Origin of the sequence: Clostridium punense, from assembly GCF_017874425.1 — a bacterium.
GTDB lineage: Bacteria > Bacillota > Clostridia > Clostridiales > Clostridiaceae > Clostridium_J > Clostridium_J punense.
Genome location: NZ_JAGGLL010000002.1, coordinates 33,823 through 51,720 on the forward strand (window position 1 = coordinate 33,823; position 17,898 = coordinate 51,720).

General features: G+C 30.8%; 12 protein-coding genes. 2 read left to right on the forward strand and 10 right to left on the reverse strand.

The features are described 5' to 3' along the window. Positions 1–40 precede the first annotated feature (40 nt). The 3 genes from J2Z44_RS01400 to J2Z44_RS01410 form a co-directional block, all read right to left on the reverse strand. Entirely contained in the window at positions 41–1,315 is a 1,275-nt protein-coding gene (locus J2Z44_RS01400; protein WP_021281559.1) for a metallopeptidase TldD-related protein, read from the reverse strand. After that, on the reverse strand, positions 1,315–2,742 hold the full coding sequence (locus tag J2Z44_RS01405; RefSeq protein WP_021281558.1) for a TldD/PmbA family protein: 1,428 nt from the start codon (positions 2,740–2,742) through the stop codon (positions 1,315–1,317). Before J2Z44_RS01405 ends, J2Z44_RS01400 begins: the two co-directional genes overlap by 1 nt. 299 nt (positions 2,743–3,041) lie before the next feature. Beyond that, positions 3,042–3,551 (reverse strand): hypothetical protein, encoded by a 510-nt coding sequence (locus J2Z44_RS01410; RefSeq protein WP_021284761.1) that lies wholly within the window; start codon positions 3,549–3,551, stop codon positions 3,042–3,044. Between the two features lie 710 nt (positions 3,552–4,261). Here J2Z44_RS01410 and J2Z44_RS01415 point away from each other — a divergent pair. Continuing rightward, the gene (locus J2Z44_RS01415; RefSeq protein ID WP_021284762.1) at positions 4,262–6,730 is read left to right on the forward strand and encodes an ABC transporter substrate-binding protein; all 2,469 of its coding nucleotides are present in this window, start codon (positions 4,262–4,264) and stop codon (positions 6,728–6,730) included. Between the two features lie 152 nt (positions 6,731–6,882). Here J2Z44_RS01415 and J2Z44_RS01420 read toward each other — a convergent pair whose 3' ends face one another. From J2Z44_RS01420 to J2Z44_RS01445, 6 genes are all read right to left on the reverse strand, one after another. Next, positions 6,883–7,290 carry a bacteriohemerythrin gene (locus J2Z44_RS01420; protein ID WP_209649288.1) on the reverse strand — a complete coding sequence of 136 codons (408 nt, stop codon included), beginning with the start codon at positions 7,288–7,290 and terminating at the stop codon, positions 6,883–6,885. Positions 7,291–7,634: 344 nt separating this feature from the next. After that, a complete protein-coding gene (locus tag J2Z44_RS01425; protein WP_021284765.1) occupies positions 7,635–8,588 on the reverse strand; it encodes a hypothetical protein in 954 nt (317 codons plus the stop codon). 381 nt (positions 8,589–8,969) lie between these two features. Continuing rightward, complete coding sequence (locus J2Z44_RS01430) at positions 8,970–9,578, reverse strand: DUF4489 domain-containing protein (protein ID WP_021284766.1); 609 nt, start codon at positions 9,576–9,578, stop codon at positions 8,970–8,972. A 126-nt stretch (positions 9,579–9,704) separates the two neighbouring features. Further along, positions 9,705–10,544: a CsxC family protein gene (locus tag J2Z44_RS01435; RefSeq protein WP_021284767.1), complete on the reverse strand. Its 840-nt coding sequence runs from the start codon at positions 10,542–10,544 to the stop codon at positions 9,705–9,707. 400 nt (positions 10,545–10,944) lie between these two features. Then, positions 10,945–11,730 (reverse strand): hypothetical protein, encoded by a 786-nt coding sequence (locus J2Z44_RS01440; RefSeq protein ID WP_152513286.1) that lies wholly within the window; start codon positions 11,728–11,730, stop codon positions 10,945–10,947. Positions 11,731–11,956: 226 nt separating this feature from the next. Next, positions 11,957–13,330, reverse strand: a complete 1,374-nt coding sequence (locus J2Z44_RS01445) for an MATE family efflux transporter (protein WP_021284769.1) — start codon at positions 13,328–13,330, stop codon at positions 11,957–11,959. A 614-nt stretch (positions 13,331–13,944) separates the two neighbouring features. On the opposite strand from J2Z44_RS01445, the gene J2Z44_RS01450 reads away from it, so the two are divergent. After that, positions 13,945–14,676 (forward strand): polysaccharide deacetylase family protein, encoded by a 732-nt coding sequence (locus J2Z44_RS01450; protein ID WP_021284770.1) that lies wholly within the window; start codon positions 13,945–13,947, stop codon positions 14,674–14,676. 215 nt (positions 14,677–14,891) lie between these two features. Here J2Z44_RS01450 and J2Z44_RS01455 read toward each other — a convergent pair whose 3' ends face one another. Beyond that, positions 14,892–17,507, reverse strand: a complete 2,616-nt coding sequence (locus tag J2Z44_RS01455) for a cation-translocating P-type ATPase (protein ID WP_021284771.1) — start codon at positions 17,505–17,507, stop codon at positions 14,892–14,894. Between the last annotated feature and the right edge of the window lie 391 nt (positions 17,508–17,898).

A 17,898-nucleotide genomic window follows, 5' to 3' on the forward strand; every position in this document is an offset into this window, starting at 1 on the left:
ACAGGGAATTCAAGCTTTATGCAGAATTCCCTGTTCTATTTTATTCTCCAGCAATATTTACATTTATAAGTTCTAACATCTTAGGTCCTGTAAAGCTTCCATCTTTATAAACCTCTTTAGATAAGAACATGTTATTTTGTAAATTTTTAATATTACCAGACATTGAACCTCCAGTTACTGGAGTTATTTTTTCTCCGTCATAGTAGAAACCAAGTCTAATCTCTCCAGCAAAGTCTCCTGTTAAAGAGTCCATTTGGAAGTCTGAAAAAGCAACCAATTCTAAATATGGTTCCCTTGTCATTTCCTCTATAGACTTTTCCCCACATTTAACTACAGTCTCATCTAGATTACCTGTAGGTATTACCTCTAAGTAATGAGAAAATCTTGTATTTCCATGATAAGTTTTTAAAACTCCCTCTTCGATAATAGTTACTTCTTGAAGCTTAAGTCCATCATTATCATAAGGTGCAGAACCTTTTAGAGTTATAGTCACCTTATCTCCCTTAATTTCTTCTCCTTGGACTCCTTCGCCAGGCTTAAAATTTGAAAGATTATTATAAACTGCTCCAACACTTGCCTTGTCAGTGTAATAAGAGAACATACTCTTTAGGGATGATTTTCTTAAAAGAACTCTGTAGTTCCCCGTTTTTACTGCATTTTTTGCTTTAACTCTCCATTTAGTAAGCTCTATGGCATCTTTAACACTATCAGCAATTAATTCTTCATCTAAATCACTATATCTAAACACATTAAAAAGCTCTACGTCTTGCTCTTCAATCCATTGAGTAATACATTCAACTTCAGAAGAAAATTTCACAAAAGTCACATCAACACCCTCAGAGTTAACTATTCTTTTTGTAGTTTTATTTAGGAATATTTCTGAAGAGTTTATGCCTCCCTTTTCATAAATATCATTTTTATATAAGGCCTTTTGTATGGCAAGTGCCCCCTCTTCTAAGCTATATCCATTAAATTTTGATGGAAGGGTTATTTCCCCACACTTTTCTCCTTTTACTAATGGATAAAATTTATTTTTCACAAACCCTGCTGCATATAAACCGTCTTTTAGTATATTCCCTATCTCTTCATCCTTCATAGTGGGATATATGTCCACTTCTGAAGAACCCCTATAAGTCTCTCCATTTTCTTCGAAATCCTTATAAACTGTTACTTTATAATTTGTAACCTTCTTTTTTCTATTCATATCTAGGGCTTTTTTAATAAAAAATAGCTCTACACTTTCTGATGTTTCAATATTTATTTTATATATATTTATATTAACTTTTATTAATTCATTTATAATTCTTTCAACCATTATCCTAACCTCACTCTCGCCTTAATATATGGCCCTCCGCAAGATACTTTAACCCATTCCTTATATCCTTTTCCACAGAAGCCTGCTCCACCCATTTCTAAATCCTCTGAGACCATAGATATAGATTTTAAAAGATCTGGAACATAGCCAGTAAGAATTACAGGAGAATAAATTTTCCCTGTTAACTTCCCATTCTTTATTTCCTTAGCCACATTAACCATACACTGAATTCCCCAGTTCTTAGGGTCTTCCATTCCACTTGCTGATTGCTCAAGTAGAAAGCCGTATTCAACTGAAGCTATCATATCTTCTAGCTTGTGTTTTCCTGGTGAGAAATAAGTGTTTGTCATTCTTGTGTAAGCCTTTCTTTCGTAAGATTCTCTTTTTCCATTTCCAGTAGGCGCAACTCCAAGACTTAGAGCTGAAAGGCTATCAGCAATACCTTGCTTTAAAATACCATTCTGTATAATTATGGTGTCCTGAGCTAGTACACCCTCATCATCAAAGCTATAAGAAGATGTCTCTTCAACGCCCTTAGCTCCATCATGCATAACAGTTAACTCTGAAGCCACATATTCACCTAAATACTCCTTGGATTTAGCCCTGTCTTTTAGGAACATATCCATCTCTACTCCATGTCCAAAAGCTTCATGAGCAATAAGTCCTGTCACATCTGGATCACAAATAACTTCATATTCCCCTGGTGGCATTGGCTCTGCATCTAATAACACAAGGGTATTATTAACAACTATTTCTACAGAAGCTTCTATCTCATCTAAAAGCTCTCCACCCTTTAAGCCTGAAAAACCTTTATAAGAATACTTTGTTTTATCATCTTTTGAAGCAATACAAATATTAGCTCCATTTGCCCACATATAGCTTTGCTCTAATTCTTTGTTGTTAGAAAGATATAGCTTATTTACATGAAGATATTCAAATCTAACTCTGTAATCTACTATAGCTTCATCTTGGCTTAAACCTCTATTCATTATGCCTGTAAGTCTTTTTATTACCTCTTCATCATTTAAAGCTCTTGGATTTACCTTTACAGGTTTTTCAAAAACTTTCTTAATTTCCTCTTCCTGAATTACTTCATATTGGTTTAATTCCAAAACTTCTTTAGCCTTATTTGTCATTTGAACTAGATCTTTTCTTATAGTAGAAGCAATTTCTTCTATATTATCTTTTGATATTTCATTAAAGGAATACTCTGCGTAGTTTACTCTATTGTGCACTCTTACAACAAAACCTCTTTCATTGCTGCCATTTGCTGAAATAGCTGAAGTTCTTCTAGAAACAGCATAAACCTTTCCTGTGCAGTCTGTAGCTAGTACTGATACAAAATTAAAATCTTTAGAAAGATTCTCTATCAATACTTTTAAATCTTCTTTTATATCTGTAAGATAACTACTATATTTTAGTTCCATGTGATGCCCCCCTTTTACATGAACTGTACATAAATTATGATATAAGTTCGAAATATTCAGTATCTTATAATTATGGTACCTCTTTTTACCCAAAATTACAATAAAATCCTATTTCATTTATACTTATTCTGCTATGCTCTTAACAATTCTAACTCAATATATTAAATATACGTGAACAACTTTAAAATAGTAAAAAAGTAAATTCATTATATTGTAAACTAGAGTAATTCTCTAGTTTACAATATAATAAAAAAGCCAATGAACAGAATAAATATCCTTCAAAGGCTTTAAACAATCATCTATTTTTTTGAAAGAATCACATCCATAAAGCTTACATTAAGCTCCTTTGAAAGTTGGTCTAGTTTTGCTACTTGAGCTTGTGCTCCTTTCGCAGCCTCATATCCTTTAGCTCCAGCAATTACTGCCTCAAAGCCATTCATGTATTTATTATGAATAAATGTTGCTTCTTCACTATGTTCAACTTTCTCTGCTTTCTCTTTAATCTCCATTAACTTACTTACATTTTCATTTACACTTTTATTTTCTTTAATTTCCTCAATAGCTTTTGAAGCTTCTGAAGTTAAATTCTTCATTGCCTTTACATAAGCAAAATCTGTTTTATATCTGTTAATTTCATAAGTTATAGGTTTTTTAGCAATAAAAATATTATAGGCACTTACTCCTAAAGTTAAAATTAACACTAAAGATATAATGGTTTTTATTATTCCTTTTACAAACTTTATTGCTAAAATTAATAAGCCAAGTGCAACTAGAAGTATAATAACATTATCCATTGTAAACCCTTCCATACTTTTCCCCCTTTATTAAATAATTGACAAATTCCCTTTGTTCAGCAACTTCTGAAGCAAATTTAGAATACCACCAAGTCAACTTACCTAATCTGACCACCAACTGCTTAAAGAATATGGCAGACTTAACCTTCGAAAATGTTGCTAAACCTTTACTATGATTATACCATGAATATTTGTGCTTTCTGTATAAGATTATAAAAAAAACTCAGATTAGATTATATAATTACAATCATCAAATTATACTTTATAAATAATTAAAAATATGAAGTTCTAAATCTTACATTCTTCTATTTAGTATTGTAACTTATAAACGATAATAGTATAGTTAACATCATTTTTTCTTATAATTATACATAATAGGATAACTTTTTTAATTGATTATTGATTTAATTAAACTATAGTTATATAATTAGTTGTTGAAAACTTGGAAAAGTTTAGTTTTTCAACAAATATTTACATAATAATTTTATTTTGCCTCAACCTTATAGTTTACCTAAGTTATAGGGTTATGAAGAAGCAAAGCACTTCCATCAATATGTCCCTAAGGATTTGAGTAAAAGAATTTCCTTATCTATAGCTTTATTTTTATTCCCTAAAAACTTAAAAGTCATAGGAAATGAAATTGGAAGTCTCATTAATAATTAAAATTAAGCTATGTTAATTTTAACATTTAGCTTTTTATAGATAATACTTTATGGAGGTACAATATGTTTGGGAAAAAGAAAAAAACTGTTGCTTCAGAAGATATGAACTCATCTATAGCTTTTGATAGTATAACAGAGATTAATTCTACTGGCAGTAATTTGCCTATGCTGAAGTATAATCAACAATGCATTTCTCAAAGAATAGTTAATAAGGTTGAAGATGCTACTTCTGTTACTGAAAATCTTATTTCTATGATAAATGATATTGCAAGTCAAGTTGAGGTACAAATGGAATCTATTGAAAAGGTGTCTGACGGTGTTAGAGAGTATAGTGCTTTTGCAGAAGAAGTTATGGCTAACACTGACAATACTAGATCTATTGCAGAAGAGACTCTTGTTACTGCAAGAAAAGGAACTGAAGCTGTACATAAATCAATCGATGCTATGGATGAAATCAAGTCTTCTGTAGATAATGTAAGTTCCTTGGTAAATAATTTAAGTCATAAAGCAACTCAAATTAATGACATGCTAGAGATTATTAAAAGTATATCAAAGCAGACAAACCTACTTGCACTAAATGCTGCCATCGAAGCAGCAAGAGCTGGCGAAGCAGGAAAAGGCTTTACAGTAGTTGCTACAGAAGTAAAAAAGTTAGCCGAAATGAGTGCTGAGTCTGCTGAACACATATCTAAAAATATAGTGGAAATAAATAATAGCGTTGCACAAACCCTTGATGCAATGAAAGTAAGTTCTTCGAAAGTAAATGAGGGTACAGAAATAGCCCATAATACTCTTCAGGTTTTTGACGAAATCACTGAGGCTGTAACTAGCACTACTGAAGTTGTTAAAGAAATTAGTAATGCTACAGCTTCTCAAACTAACGTTTTAGAAAAAATTATGTATGCTACTGAAGATATGACAAAGGTTGCTGCTCACTTAGAGCAAATGGCTCAATATGCATCCCTTAACACTGCATATACCAAAACCTCATTAATTGCATTAGATGATGTATCAAAAGATATGCAAATTCTTACTAATGAATTGTTAAATGAAATAAAAATTAGTGAAGAAAAAAAGGAAACTGTGCTTCGTACATGCCAGGGAAAACCACTTAGTATTGACCCTGCTAATTGCATTGATATGGATGGTAACCAAATACTATCTAATGTTCATAGTGGGCTAATTTCTCTTTCCCCTGAAGGAAATATCCTTCCTGGAATTGCTAAAAGCTGGTATGTAGAAGAAGATGGTCTTACATGGATATTCAACTTAAGAAAAGGTATAAAGTTTCACAATGGAAAAGAAGTAACTTCTGAAGATGTTGTATACTCATTACAAAGATTATTAGATCCTAATTTAAAAGCTGATAATGCTTGGTACCTAGACTTCTTAGAAGGTGCTCATGAATTTATATCAAGGCAAGCTTCTTCCGTTTCAGGTATTAAAGCCCTAGACAAGTATAGAGTAAAATTAAAATTAATGTCTCCTTATATGGGATTTTTACTAAATTTAGGACAAGTTGCTACTTCTATAATGTGTAAAGATGATTCTTTAAAAGGAAATATAACTGGTTGCGGTGCCTTCGTTATTAAAGAGTTTACTGATAACATATGTATTTTAGAAGCCTTTAAAGATTATTATGGGGGTACTCCTTATGTAGATAAAGTTGAAATTAACTTTAATACTTCAGATTCTATTAATAAGTTTATAAACGGTGATTACGATTTTATAGTTGCTGATACTGATAATGCAATTAGTGAAATTAAATCTAAAACAGGTTTAGAGCCTAAAGTCGCTGGGGTGCTTGGTTCCGCTTACTTTGCCTTAAATTTAGAGAGCTCATCCCCTCTTGTTCATAGCAAAGAAGCTAGAAAAGCAATTAACTTAGCAATTAATAAAGATAGGATAGTTAAAGAAGTTCTTGGAAGACTAGGGATTGCTTCAAAAGGCCCAATTCCACCTGCTATGTTAAATGGAACTACTGGCAAAGGTTATGATTATAATCCATCACTTGCAAAAAGTATTCTTCAAAAGGAAGGACTTACAAATAAAACTTTTAAAATTAACTTGCGTGATACAGACACTGAAGATACTACCAATGGAAAAGTATTTAAACTTATCGTGGAAGACTTAAACTCCATCGGTATAAAGTGTGATATTAAGTTAGTTAAAGCTAGTGAATACATGAAAGCCGATGTGATTAAAAACTGTGATGGTTTCATGAGTAGGTGGATTGCAGATACTGGTGATTTGGATAACTTCCTTCAACCGATCTTTAATTATGAAAACCCTACTAACTTTACTAGATACAATAGCAAAGAAGTTATGGAATTACTGGACCTTGCTAAAAAGGTTATTAATCCTCAGAAGAGATTAGAAATGTATAAGCAAATTCAAAACATAGTTGTAGACGATGCTCCGTGGATTTTCTTATATCACCCACAAAAGGCATTTGTTCACAAAAAAGAAGTGCTTGGCTTAAGACAAAGTATTACTGGTGCATATAATTATGATGATGTAATTATATCTTAACTATATATACAGAGAGACCAAAGTGAAGACTTGACTTATACGTGAAACTTATCTTGGGTTTCTTAATACTATTAAACATAAATAAAATTAAATTCCGTTATGGAAGTCTATATATGTATAATTTTTAAAAAGAAGCTTGGGAAAGTTATTTCCTAAGCTTCTTTTTTAATAGTTTCAGAATAATGCTTATCTCTAATTAAAATATGATCAATAATCCATTTTGATAAAAATTCAAGTATATCTAAAATATAAGCGTCCTGCTGGTATTCAACCTTATTTAAATCAATCTCTGCGAATTTTCTTATAAAAGCATCATGTTCAATCTTATGAGATAGGAGCTTTTTATAATTATTCTTTATGAGATATTCTTCCTCTTGAGAAAAATGAAAAACAGTGTAGTCTTTTAGTTCTGATATTATTTCCATTATTCTATCATACTTATCAATTGCTAAACTATTATTTAAAAGTTCATAAGCTCTACTACTTATCTCAAACAATTTTTTATGTTGTTCATCTACAAAATCAACACCTAGTTTGTACTCTTCCTTCCATTGAAACATAATTATTCCTCCTAGCAAAATATATAGCATAAGTTCATAATACATTATTATAACACTTTTTTCATATAAATTCAGTAATCTATGTTACATTTTAATTAATGTTCTGTTTTTGTTTCTTATTTCACTAATTTTTTATTTTGGAAGAAAGCATCTTATTTTGTTAAGGATTATTATTAAATCCTGTATAAAATCAATTTTATACATTAATTCTTTCCTCAAAACTAGATAATCATCTTATTAAAACCATGTAATATATAACTATGACAAAATTTAATAAAGATTTGCATTTATACAAATCTTTAAGGTATCCAAAGTTAACTGTTATACAGCGCTTTCAGGAGATTTTATACCTCACAGGGCTTTCCTACAAACACCTGCTGTCTTTGCAATATAGTAAGAGTTATATTTATTACTGTATTTTCTTTTATTGTATCAAAGGTAGAAAATTTCTCTGGAGAGTTTTTCACAATTGTGGCTTCAAGTTTTCTATTAAACTCACTTATTTTCATATCTTCTAGATTGCAGTATATTTCATCGCTAAATTGCTGTGAAGTGCCTTTACCTTCCATGGTATTATCTAACTCTGTAGAATTAAACACCTTAATTGGAAGTATTTTATCACCACTCTTTTCACCTAACTTAGGTTCTCTAGAAAAGTTTAATTCTACAACGCACTTAAAGGGTTGCTTTAGTATAACTTTTTTAATACTACCAATTACTTTATTTATTTTTATCTCTTCAGCTGTAGTATATTTAACTTGTTTTTCAATAACTCCCTCTAGAAACATCTTATTTGAATATGGAACTAAATCACTAGAAGTTATGATTAATTTTTTATCCACATCTTCTATGCTAAAAATTTGTTCTGAAAACTTAGTAACCGCTTCTAAGGCAATTTCTATATCCATTGCTGATAATACCACTGGAAATACACCTACTACAGTTTCAGGTTTCATATTAATCTCCATAGCCTCACTGATGCATTGCTTTATATTTGTAATGGTCTGAAACTGATCCTTTGGGGTAACACTATTTTTTTCTGACTGTTCTCCTCCTTTATAATTTTTCTCTTTATCTTCCTTATCTATGTTTTCTGAGTCTATTTTCATAGTTTTTGCTTCTCCAATTCCCTCTAGTTTGTCTACTTCAACTACTTCATCCTTTTTTTCTTTATTTTTTTCTCGTGCCTTTTTTCTTGCAATGTCAAATAGTAACCTAATTGCCTGTGGCTGTTTTTCCTTTGGTACAGTTTTAGCTATATGTTCTAATGCTAAGGTAATATTATTCTTTTCTGTCATTTATAATGCTCCTTATAATTATTACTAGAAAACTAGGGTAAATAATTACCTTCTTTATAAAATTAAGTTCTATACTTATTGCATATTATATAGGAAAATAGAATTAATACTTAATTCTTTTACTAATTTTATGATCATTCTTTTAATGCTTTTTGAAAATCAACAAAACAAGTTTTACCATGCACCCCTATAAACTACTTGAAATTTTAAAGGAAAAATTGTATTACATTCATTAGGATTTTAACAAATTTTAAATTTAAGGTTTGACTAAAAATAAACTTTGGTTGAAGATTAATTATCTCAGCCAAAGTCATTGAATAACTGATGTTATTTGTTTGAGAAGGAAACCCCGAAGGGTTTCCAAAGTTTATTTTAAGCTGATTAGCAGCTTGATTTAGCCATAACTGAAAGTGATGGAGCCATTACATCAAGAATATTAGAAATTCCGCCACCTACTGCTGGGTTATTAGCTTCAATAATTCTTACATAGTAAGTGCAGCAGTTTGGACAGCTAGCACATTCACAGTAACTAAAGCAGAAAGAGGTTGTTAGCTCTTCAACTGGTGTATCAACAAAGTTTACTCTATATTCCCAAGTTCCGCATGGAATTTCTTCTCCATTATTATCGCAAACTTTAAATAATCCAAAAGTTAAAGTTGATGGAACTGTAGATGCAGCTATTGTTCTATATTGAATTATACAGTTGAAATCAAATTTTACTGTTGGCATTTTTAAACAACTTGTATCAATTGAAACACAACCTAAGGATCTTGGTACCCAGTTTATTGGTGCTCCAGTTGCAGTTGTTGTTGATGGTATTTTAGCCATAGTTCCATTATTGCACTCAAACAATATTCCATAAGCACATGGGCTCTTTGGATAGCAGTGAGCATATTTATGATCTTCACAGCATGGCTCATGGTAATCGCATCTATCACATTTTTTATCTTCATATTTATGGTCTTCTGGTCCATTGTAATTTAGTTTCATATTATAAAATCTCCTTTTTAATCTAATTTATTAATTCTATTTATATAAAAGAGTTACTCTCTCTAAAATTCTTAATAATGAAAAGGTAATTTTGTTAATTGCTTAAAGTCTTTTATAAGGCTTGTCCTAATATCTGTCTCTTCTAATGGGCCTTGCAACCATACCTTTTCCTGGTATGCAGCTTACTTCTACATCATTATAACAATCACAAGAATTATACTGTTCTTCACAATGTCTTTCTACTTGCACTTCACATTCAGGTTCTGGAATGAAAACCTGTTGAGTTTGTAAAACTTTAAGATCTATATAAACAACCATCTTTTCAATAAAGTTTGTGAAAAAATTTACTCCTGGGAATTGATCTAAAACTTGATTGTTACGATTGTAAATATCAGTCTCTAGAATTTTTGTCCATTCTACTTCACAGAAGATTGGTTCAAAGTATTTATTGTAGTGCATCCAGTTGTCTTCTCCCTCATCTTGACATACCATATTTTGATCTAAAACGTTTGATTTTGATTTATAGGAATTGCCAAAATCAGGTTGTCTAACAAATTTTACTGCTGTAACACATCTAAAGTCAGCATTAATAACCTGATGTCTTATACTTCCACTGAAGCTAGTTGGATTTTCTGTGTCAGATGTGGAATATTGTATATTCTTTTGAACATATCCTGCTAAGAATAATTTATTTGTATATGGTACTAAATGACATTGTGTTATGCATACTTTTTTATCAATTGTTTTGATATCAAAAGCTGGTTCATCTAAAACTACTTCTTTTTCTAAATCTATTTGAACTTTAACTTCAGATAGAACTACTGGAACCTTTACCACCATTGGACCTGCATATCCATATGGATGATAATGCTCGTTGCTACATTCTCCTACATTTACTGGATCAACTGCAATTGGTGGACAATCTCCGCAATTACAATTATTAAAGGTTGCATGATTCTTAAACACGATTTCATCTCCATTTTCATCTACAAGTATATGAAAACTTAAGATTATCTTATTTAACTAATTTTTAATCTTTAGATTGTTTGTGTTTGCTGCTCAACTCTTAAGTTTCATATCTAATAATATACTATTCTGGAGAATAAAAGTTGTTACAGCTTGTCAGAAAAATTTAGAACAACTTTTAAATTGTTTTTTTCGACAAAACTATGTATTTAAAATGAATTTACTAGAGAAATTAGACCATATTCATATGACCTCTTACACACAGTTAATGTTATTTGTATATCCGTTATTTTTCATTTCCACTATAAAACACCGTAGTATCGAGGCTTTATCAACATACTTTTCACTAAAAAAGAAGTGAGCCTATCATAGTTCACTTCTAAACCAACTTTTATAGTATTTACTCTTTATGTTCTAGCTCTGGTGAATGACCTTTATTAGAACTCATATTTTCTTTATTCAAAGCTATGCAATCTCCTAAGTTTGAGATGAATACCGACTGATTTTGTAGCACTTTTAAACCTATATGAAGTGCCATTTTCATAATTACTTTTTCACCCAACTGATTCTTTTTAACAACTTTATCCTTACAATCTAGGATATTAATAATATTTGTTTCCAAAATTTTAACCCAATCAAGTTCACAATAGACTTTTTCCTCAGGTTTATTATAGTAAACCCAAGACTGCTCCTTAACTTCTTTATTTAAACCAATACTTTTAAGTACTTCTACTGATTTCTTAGTGACTTTTCCATACCTTGGTTCTATCTCAAAGGGCACCTGGGTTACAACCTTAAAAGGTAGCCTTATGGTCATGTGTTTTAATTTACCACTACTTAAAGATTCAATGCTTTCTCTCTCTGAATACTCAATGTATTTCTCCACGTAACCTTCAACAAATAAGTTATTTGTTGAAGGTACAATATTACATTCCTTAATTACAGTATGTTTGCTTTCAGATGATGTATAGTTTGTTTTTATTTCCAATTCTAATTCATGCTCTATATTTACTTCCAACTCCACCTGAGATAATACTATGGGCACCTTTGCTATTATCACATTTTCTTCTGCTTTGTTATATTGTTTACTATGACATTTTATAATTGTATTACACTCTAATACTTCTGATTCACAGTGAATATTGCAGCGTGACATATCATTATTATTTTTATTATCATTTTTCATATACTTACTCCCCTTTCTCATCACCACAAATTCTCCTACGAATCTAATAGATAGAATATGTCACCATATCTTTTTTACAGTATATAATATTCATGCCTTTTAAAATTGCTACTAAAACTATTATGAAATAAATACTTGATTTGCATGTTATTCATAAAAAAATCCCCTATGCTTCTGCTTCAGAAGTATAGGGAAAAGTAACATTTCAAGCTTTGTATTTAATTTTCTAAGCTACTAACTCAACATCTTCTTTAAATAGTTTATTTCTTCTTAGTAAAATGGTAAAAACTCCAAATAATAAAACTCCCTTAATAACGCTACTCATGCTAATGCTCCACCAAACTCCATTCAAACCTAATAGGCTTTCTGAAGATAAAAGATATGCTGCAGGAACCCTAAGTCCAGTAAATATTACACTAATAAAGGATGGAATCATAGTTCTTCCAAGTCCATTAAAGGCACCACTTACCGTAATTTCTATGCACATAAATAGCTGAGAATAGCCTAAAATTTTTAAGTATACCACTCCGTACTTTATTGCCTCTTCCTCAGGAATAAATAGTGAAAATACAAGTCTTCCTCCTAAAGTTAAAAGTAAAGTAGCGAAAATACCAACTATTATAGCCATAACTAAAGTAGCATTATACCCTTCTTTAACTCTATGATATTTTTTAGCTCCATAGTTTTGTCCTACAAAAGTTCCTAAGGCTGTTGAAAATCCTCCTGCAGTCATCCAAGAAATCGCTTCAATTTGAGAACCTACCTTTTGAACCGCAATAGGTATGGGACCAAAATTAGCAATTACTCTAGCAATCAGTATGGAGAATATAGTAAATAGCCCGCTTTGTCCTCCTACTGGCAGTCCTAGCTTACAAATAGTTATAATATGTTCTTTATTAGGCTTGTCAAATATATTAAATTTTAAATATTGTTCCTTACTTCTTATTATTACAATTATAAAGCATAAAGTTACCACCATCTGAGCTAAAATAGTAGCAATAGCTGCTCCCAATACTTCCATTCTTGGAAAAGGTCCAATTCCTAAAATTAATACTGGGTCGAATACCATATTAAAAACTAAGCCAATGGTATTTATAAGAAACGGTGTTCTACTATTTCCTGCTCCATTAAAAATTGAGGTGAAAACTGGATTTATAAAATAAAAACCCATACCTATAATCATTACTACAAGATAAATCTCTGCCATATTAACAATGTTTGGATCTCCTAACTTAAAAAATCCTAGAAGGGGTTTTCTAAATATAAATAATACTAATCCATATACTAAAGCTAAAACTATATTGATTTGCACTGAACTTGTGATATAATTTCTTGCCTCACTATAATCTCCTCTTCCAAGACTTTGAGCAACCTTAACTTCTGCTCCAATTTTTGAAATCATTATAAATGCCATGGCAAGCCAAGTGAAAAACCCAGCAGTCCCCACAGCAGCAACGGCACTGCTTCCAACTCTTCCAATCCATATCATATCCGTCATGTTATAGGCCATCTGTATAAAAGAAGTTCCCATAATTGGAATAGCTAGCTTAATAAGACTTCCAAATATATGGCCTTCTACTAAGTTTATTCTTTTTTCCATATTTCATCTCCATCCTTTTATTTTAATTCTTACCTTCTTCAATAATACATTTATTTAGCTCATCTTTAAACCTTCTAATGGAAATAATGTTTATACTCCAAATATCCTAGCCATTTTAATTTAAATAAGGAATTAATGAGAGCATTCGCAAAGTTCCATGATTACCCATCTATTTTTTACTTCTAAGACTATAAAAAAAATTCATAATATAATATTTTTTTGTAGTTTTTTTGTTTTTTATTATGTATAAACACTATTTTATTTATATATTTAAACTTACAATTTTATTACACAAGTATATTGTATTTTGTTTGAATAAGATTGTCCACTAAATTGTTTTATATGGTAGAAAGTGCTTCGGATATTAATATTCATTTTAGAAATAATAAGTATTACGCACTATAAACTCATCCACAAAATGCTTTGTTTTAATATTAGTTGTACATAATCTTCCGATATGTATGTCCATTTTTGATAAAGCATTTACTATTAGTTACACTATAATAATACTTTTTCAAATATGTTGCGAAGTGGTATTTATAACTGTATAACCTTAGTTATATTATATATAAAAATTTATACATTTAATATTTATTTTAAGATGGAGGTATAGTATGAAACTAAAATCTTTTAAAACTTACTTAGTGGCTATATTATCTATGTGTTTTTTATTTAACTTTATACCTTGTTACACCGCAAAAGGAGATACTCTGGATCCTGGAGTTAATGATAAGATAATTTACCTAACCTTTGATGATGGTCCTAGTGTTTTAACCAGTGAAATTTTAGATATTCTAAAGAAATATGAAGTTAAAGGCACCTTTTTTCTTATAGGTAATCAAATAAAAGGTCAAGAAAAAGTGGTGAAAAGAATACATGATGAAGGTCATAGTATTGGGTTGCACACTTATACTCATAATTATCAAAAAATTTATTCTAGCCAGGATAGATTCATTGCTGAAATGTTAACTACTCAAAAAATTATAAATGAGCTTACTGGGTCAAATACTAACATTATAAGATTTCCCTTTGGAAGTAACAGAAAATTAAGTGAAAATTTCTTAAACAACCTTCATAAACATAACTTTAAAGTCTATGACTGGAATCTTTTTATGTCCGACGGTATCAATTGTAAGACACCTCCTTACAAGCTGTATAGAGAAGCAACTAAATCTGTGGATTCTGAAGAACCAGTAATTTTGTTAATGCATTGTGATTATACTCATAAAAATACTTGTATAGCCCTCCCTGAAGTAATAAAGTTTTATAAGGATAAAGGGTATGAGTTTAGAGTTATTGATGAAAATACCCCTGAACACTACTTTCCACTGAAAAAACAAGTATAAAGATAAAGGTATGTTGAAATTTTTACATTTCAACATACCTTTTAATTTTCTTATAACTATTTTAATCTTGTAATCTATACCTTATAAATTTCATAAGTTTCTTATAAACCTTGGAGTCTACTTTTTCTTAGTCCTCTAGATTCTACGCTATCCTGAAGTGAATTTCTTACATTTCATACTGTACTTTTAGTTCTTTTTTAAATAAATTTACCATTTTAAACTTCTTTTGTATATTTTACAAAAATCAATTTATAAACTTGCACTAACAGTAGTGGCATAAAGGATAATCCATAAACTATTGAATACTGATTAAAATTAAGAGTAGTCACCTCAAAAATCCCCATAATCGGTCTAAAGTTCAGTACTAAAATTAATAAGAAGTAACCTAATATAACGGCAAACCATAGGTATTTATTTGAAAAAACTCCTACTCTTAATATAGATTCCTTTGACCTACAGTTAAACCCATGAAGCAACCTAGCTAGACATAGAGTAGAAAAAGCCATGGTGCTAGCAGTAATAGTATCTGCGGTTTTAAGCCCCATATGGAAAGCTATCATGGTTACTAGGGCAATTAACAAACCTTCAAAAACCACTTCTAAATTGAACGCCTTGTCTAGTATAGGTGAGTCAGCTCCTCTTGGTTTTTCCTGCATTATATTAGGGTTATGGGGTTCCAAGCCAATTGCAATTGCAGGTAGACTATCTGTAACTAGATTTATAAAGAGTAAATGTACTGGAGCAAAAGGAACTGGTAGTGCCCATATAGAAGCATAAAGTACTGATAAAATCCCTGCAGTATTACCTGATAATAAGAACTTTATAGAGTTTCTTATATTTTCATAGATACTTCTTCCATGAGAAATAGCTTTTACAATCGTAGAGAAGTTGTCATCAGTTAGCACCATGGAAGCTGCGTCTTTTGCTACTTCTGTTCCTGTAATTCCCATGGCAATTCCTATATCTGCTTGCTTTAAAGCTGGAGCATCATTAACTCCATCTCCAGTCATAGCGACTACATTTCCCTTCTCTTGCCAAGCCCTCACAATTCTTATCTTATGTTCTGGGGATACTCTTGCATAAACAGAGATATTTTCAACTTTATTTTTCAACTCTTCGTCAGTAATAGAATCAAGTTCATATCCTTCCATAGCTTCCGACTGATTTTTTAATATTCCTATTTGCTTTGCTATGGCTGAAGCTGTTATTTTATGGTCACCTGTAATCATTATTGGTTTAATTCCTGCTTTAATACAGTTTTCCACAGCCTCAGTTGACTCTACTCTTGGTGGATCTATCATTGCAATTAGTCCTACAAAAGTTAAGTCCTTCTCATCCTCCAATTCAAGCTTTCTATTTTCATCTATTTCTTTAAAGGCAAAGGCTAAAACTCTAAGCCCATTTTTAGAAAACTCTATATTAGTGTGTTGTATTTTCTCTTTTATTTCTTCTGTCAATGATGCTATCCCTTTTGAATTTTCTACTTTAACAGATCTATCCAAGAGAACATCTAGGGCCCCTTTAGTAATCATTAAATTTTTCCCTGAAATTTTGTGCATAGTACTCATAAGTTTTCTATCAGAATCAAAGGGCAACTCTTGTAATCTTCCATACTCTTTTCTTATTTTTAACTCATCTAAACCATAGATTTCACCTAAGTTAACAAGGGCAATTTCTGTTGGATCTCCAATTTCCCTATTCTCTATGGTAACAGCATCATTACACAATAATGACATCAAAACTAATTGTTTTTCTATTTCTGTGTTATGATCTAACTCATCATGATCAATAATTTTCCCATCCACAAAAACCTTTTGTACTGTCATCTTATTTTGCGTTAGAGTTCCTGTCTTATCTGAACAAATAATAGAAATGCTACCTAAACTTTCAACAGCATGAAGCTTTCTTACAATGGCATTTTCTTTTGCCATCTTTTGAGTTCCTAAAGCGAGAACAACAGTAACTATAGAGCTTAAAGCCTCAGGTATAGCAGCTACTGCTAAAGATACTGCAAACATAAAAGCATCAATAATTGGCTCTCCTCTAAAAATATTTAATCCAAATATCACTGCAGAAATGGCTAATATTATGATAGCTAATTTCTTTCCAAAGCTATCTAACCCTATCTGCAGTGGAGTTTTCCTTTCCTTAGCAGTTTCTAAAAGATTGGCTATTTTACCCACTTCCGTATTCATTCCAATGTCAGTAACTAAAACTATTCCTCTACCATAGGTGACAAAACTTCCTGAAAATACCATATTTTTTCTATCACCTATTGCTACATTTTCTTCCTTTATAACTTCAGTTATTTTATTAACGCCTTCTGATTCTCCCGTTAGTGAGCTTTCATTAACCTGCAAACTATGACTTTCAATTATCCTAGCATCAGCGCTAATATAATCTCCTGCATCTAGGTACATAATATCACCAATTATCAATTCTCTTGACGGTATTTCTATTTTTTCTCCATTTCTAAGAACTTTTGCATTGGGTGATGAAAGAGCCTTAAGACTGTTTAAAGATTGTTCAGCCTTTAAATGTTGTACTGTTCCCAAAATTGAGTTAACTATAACAACTACTAAAATTACTACTGTGCTCTCAAACTTTCCAAGGAAAGCCGATATTAAAGCAGCAGCTATTAAAATTATGACTAAAAAATCTTTGAATTGTTCAAAGAACACCTGAAAAGCTGTTTTCTTTCTCCCTTCAATTAATTCGTTATATCCATGCACTTCTCTTCTTTTATTAACTTGATCACTACTTAATCCCCCAGAAGTTACATTAATAGCCTTTAAGGCTTCATCAGCAGTTTTGTTATAGAAATTATTCATATCATTTATTCCATCCTTACTTCAATAATATCTTTCTTTATTAGACTATAAATTAGTATTTATAAAATACAAGTTATGATTCTCTAGTAAAAACCTTAGACCTTTTTGCTTCAATAAATTTGTAGAAGTTTAATGTACCTAAGTAACCCATAGTAATTGATTTTCCTTTCCTTAATATTTTGATTTAATTTAAAAGTACGCTTTTATAGTAATTAACTCCTTTAATCTTTTATAAAAAGAAATAAAAAAGACCCTACAGCTAGTATAATACTAGCTGCAGAGTCTCACTAAACTAAATAAGTTATCAAAGCCGGGATGTTATCCGCAGTGACGACTTTGATTTCAGTTACTAATGAACAATCTTTATTGACTCAAATTATTTTTATCAAAT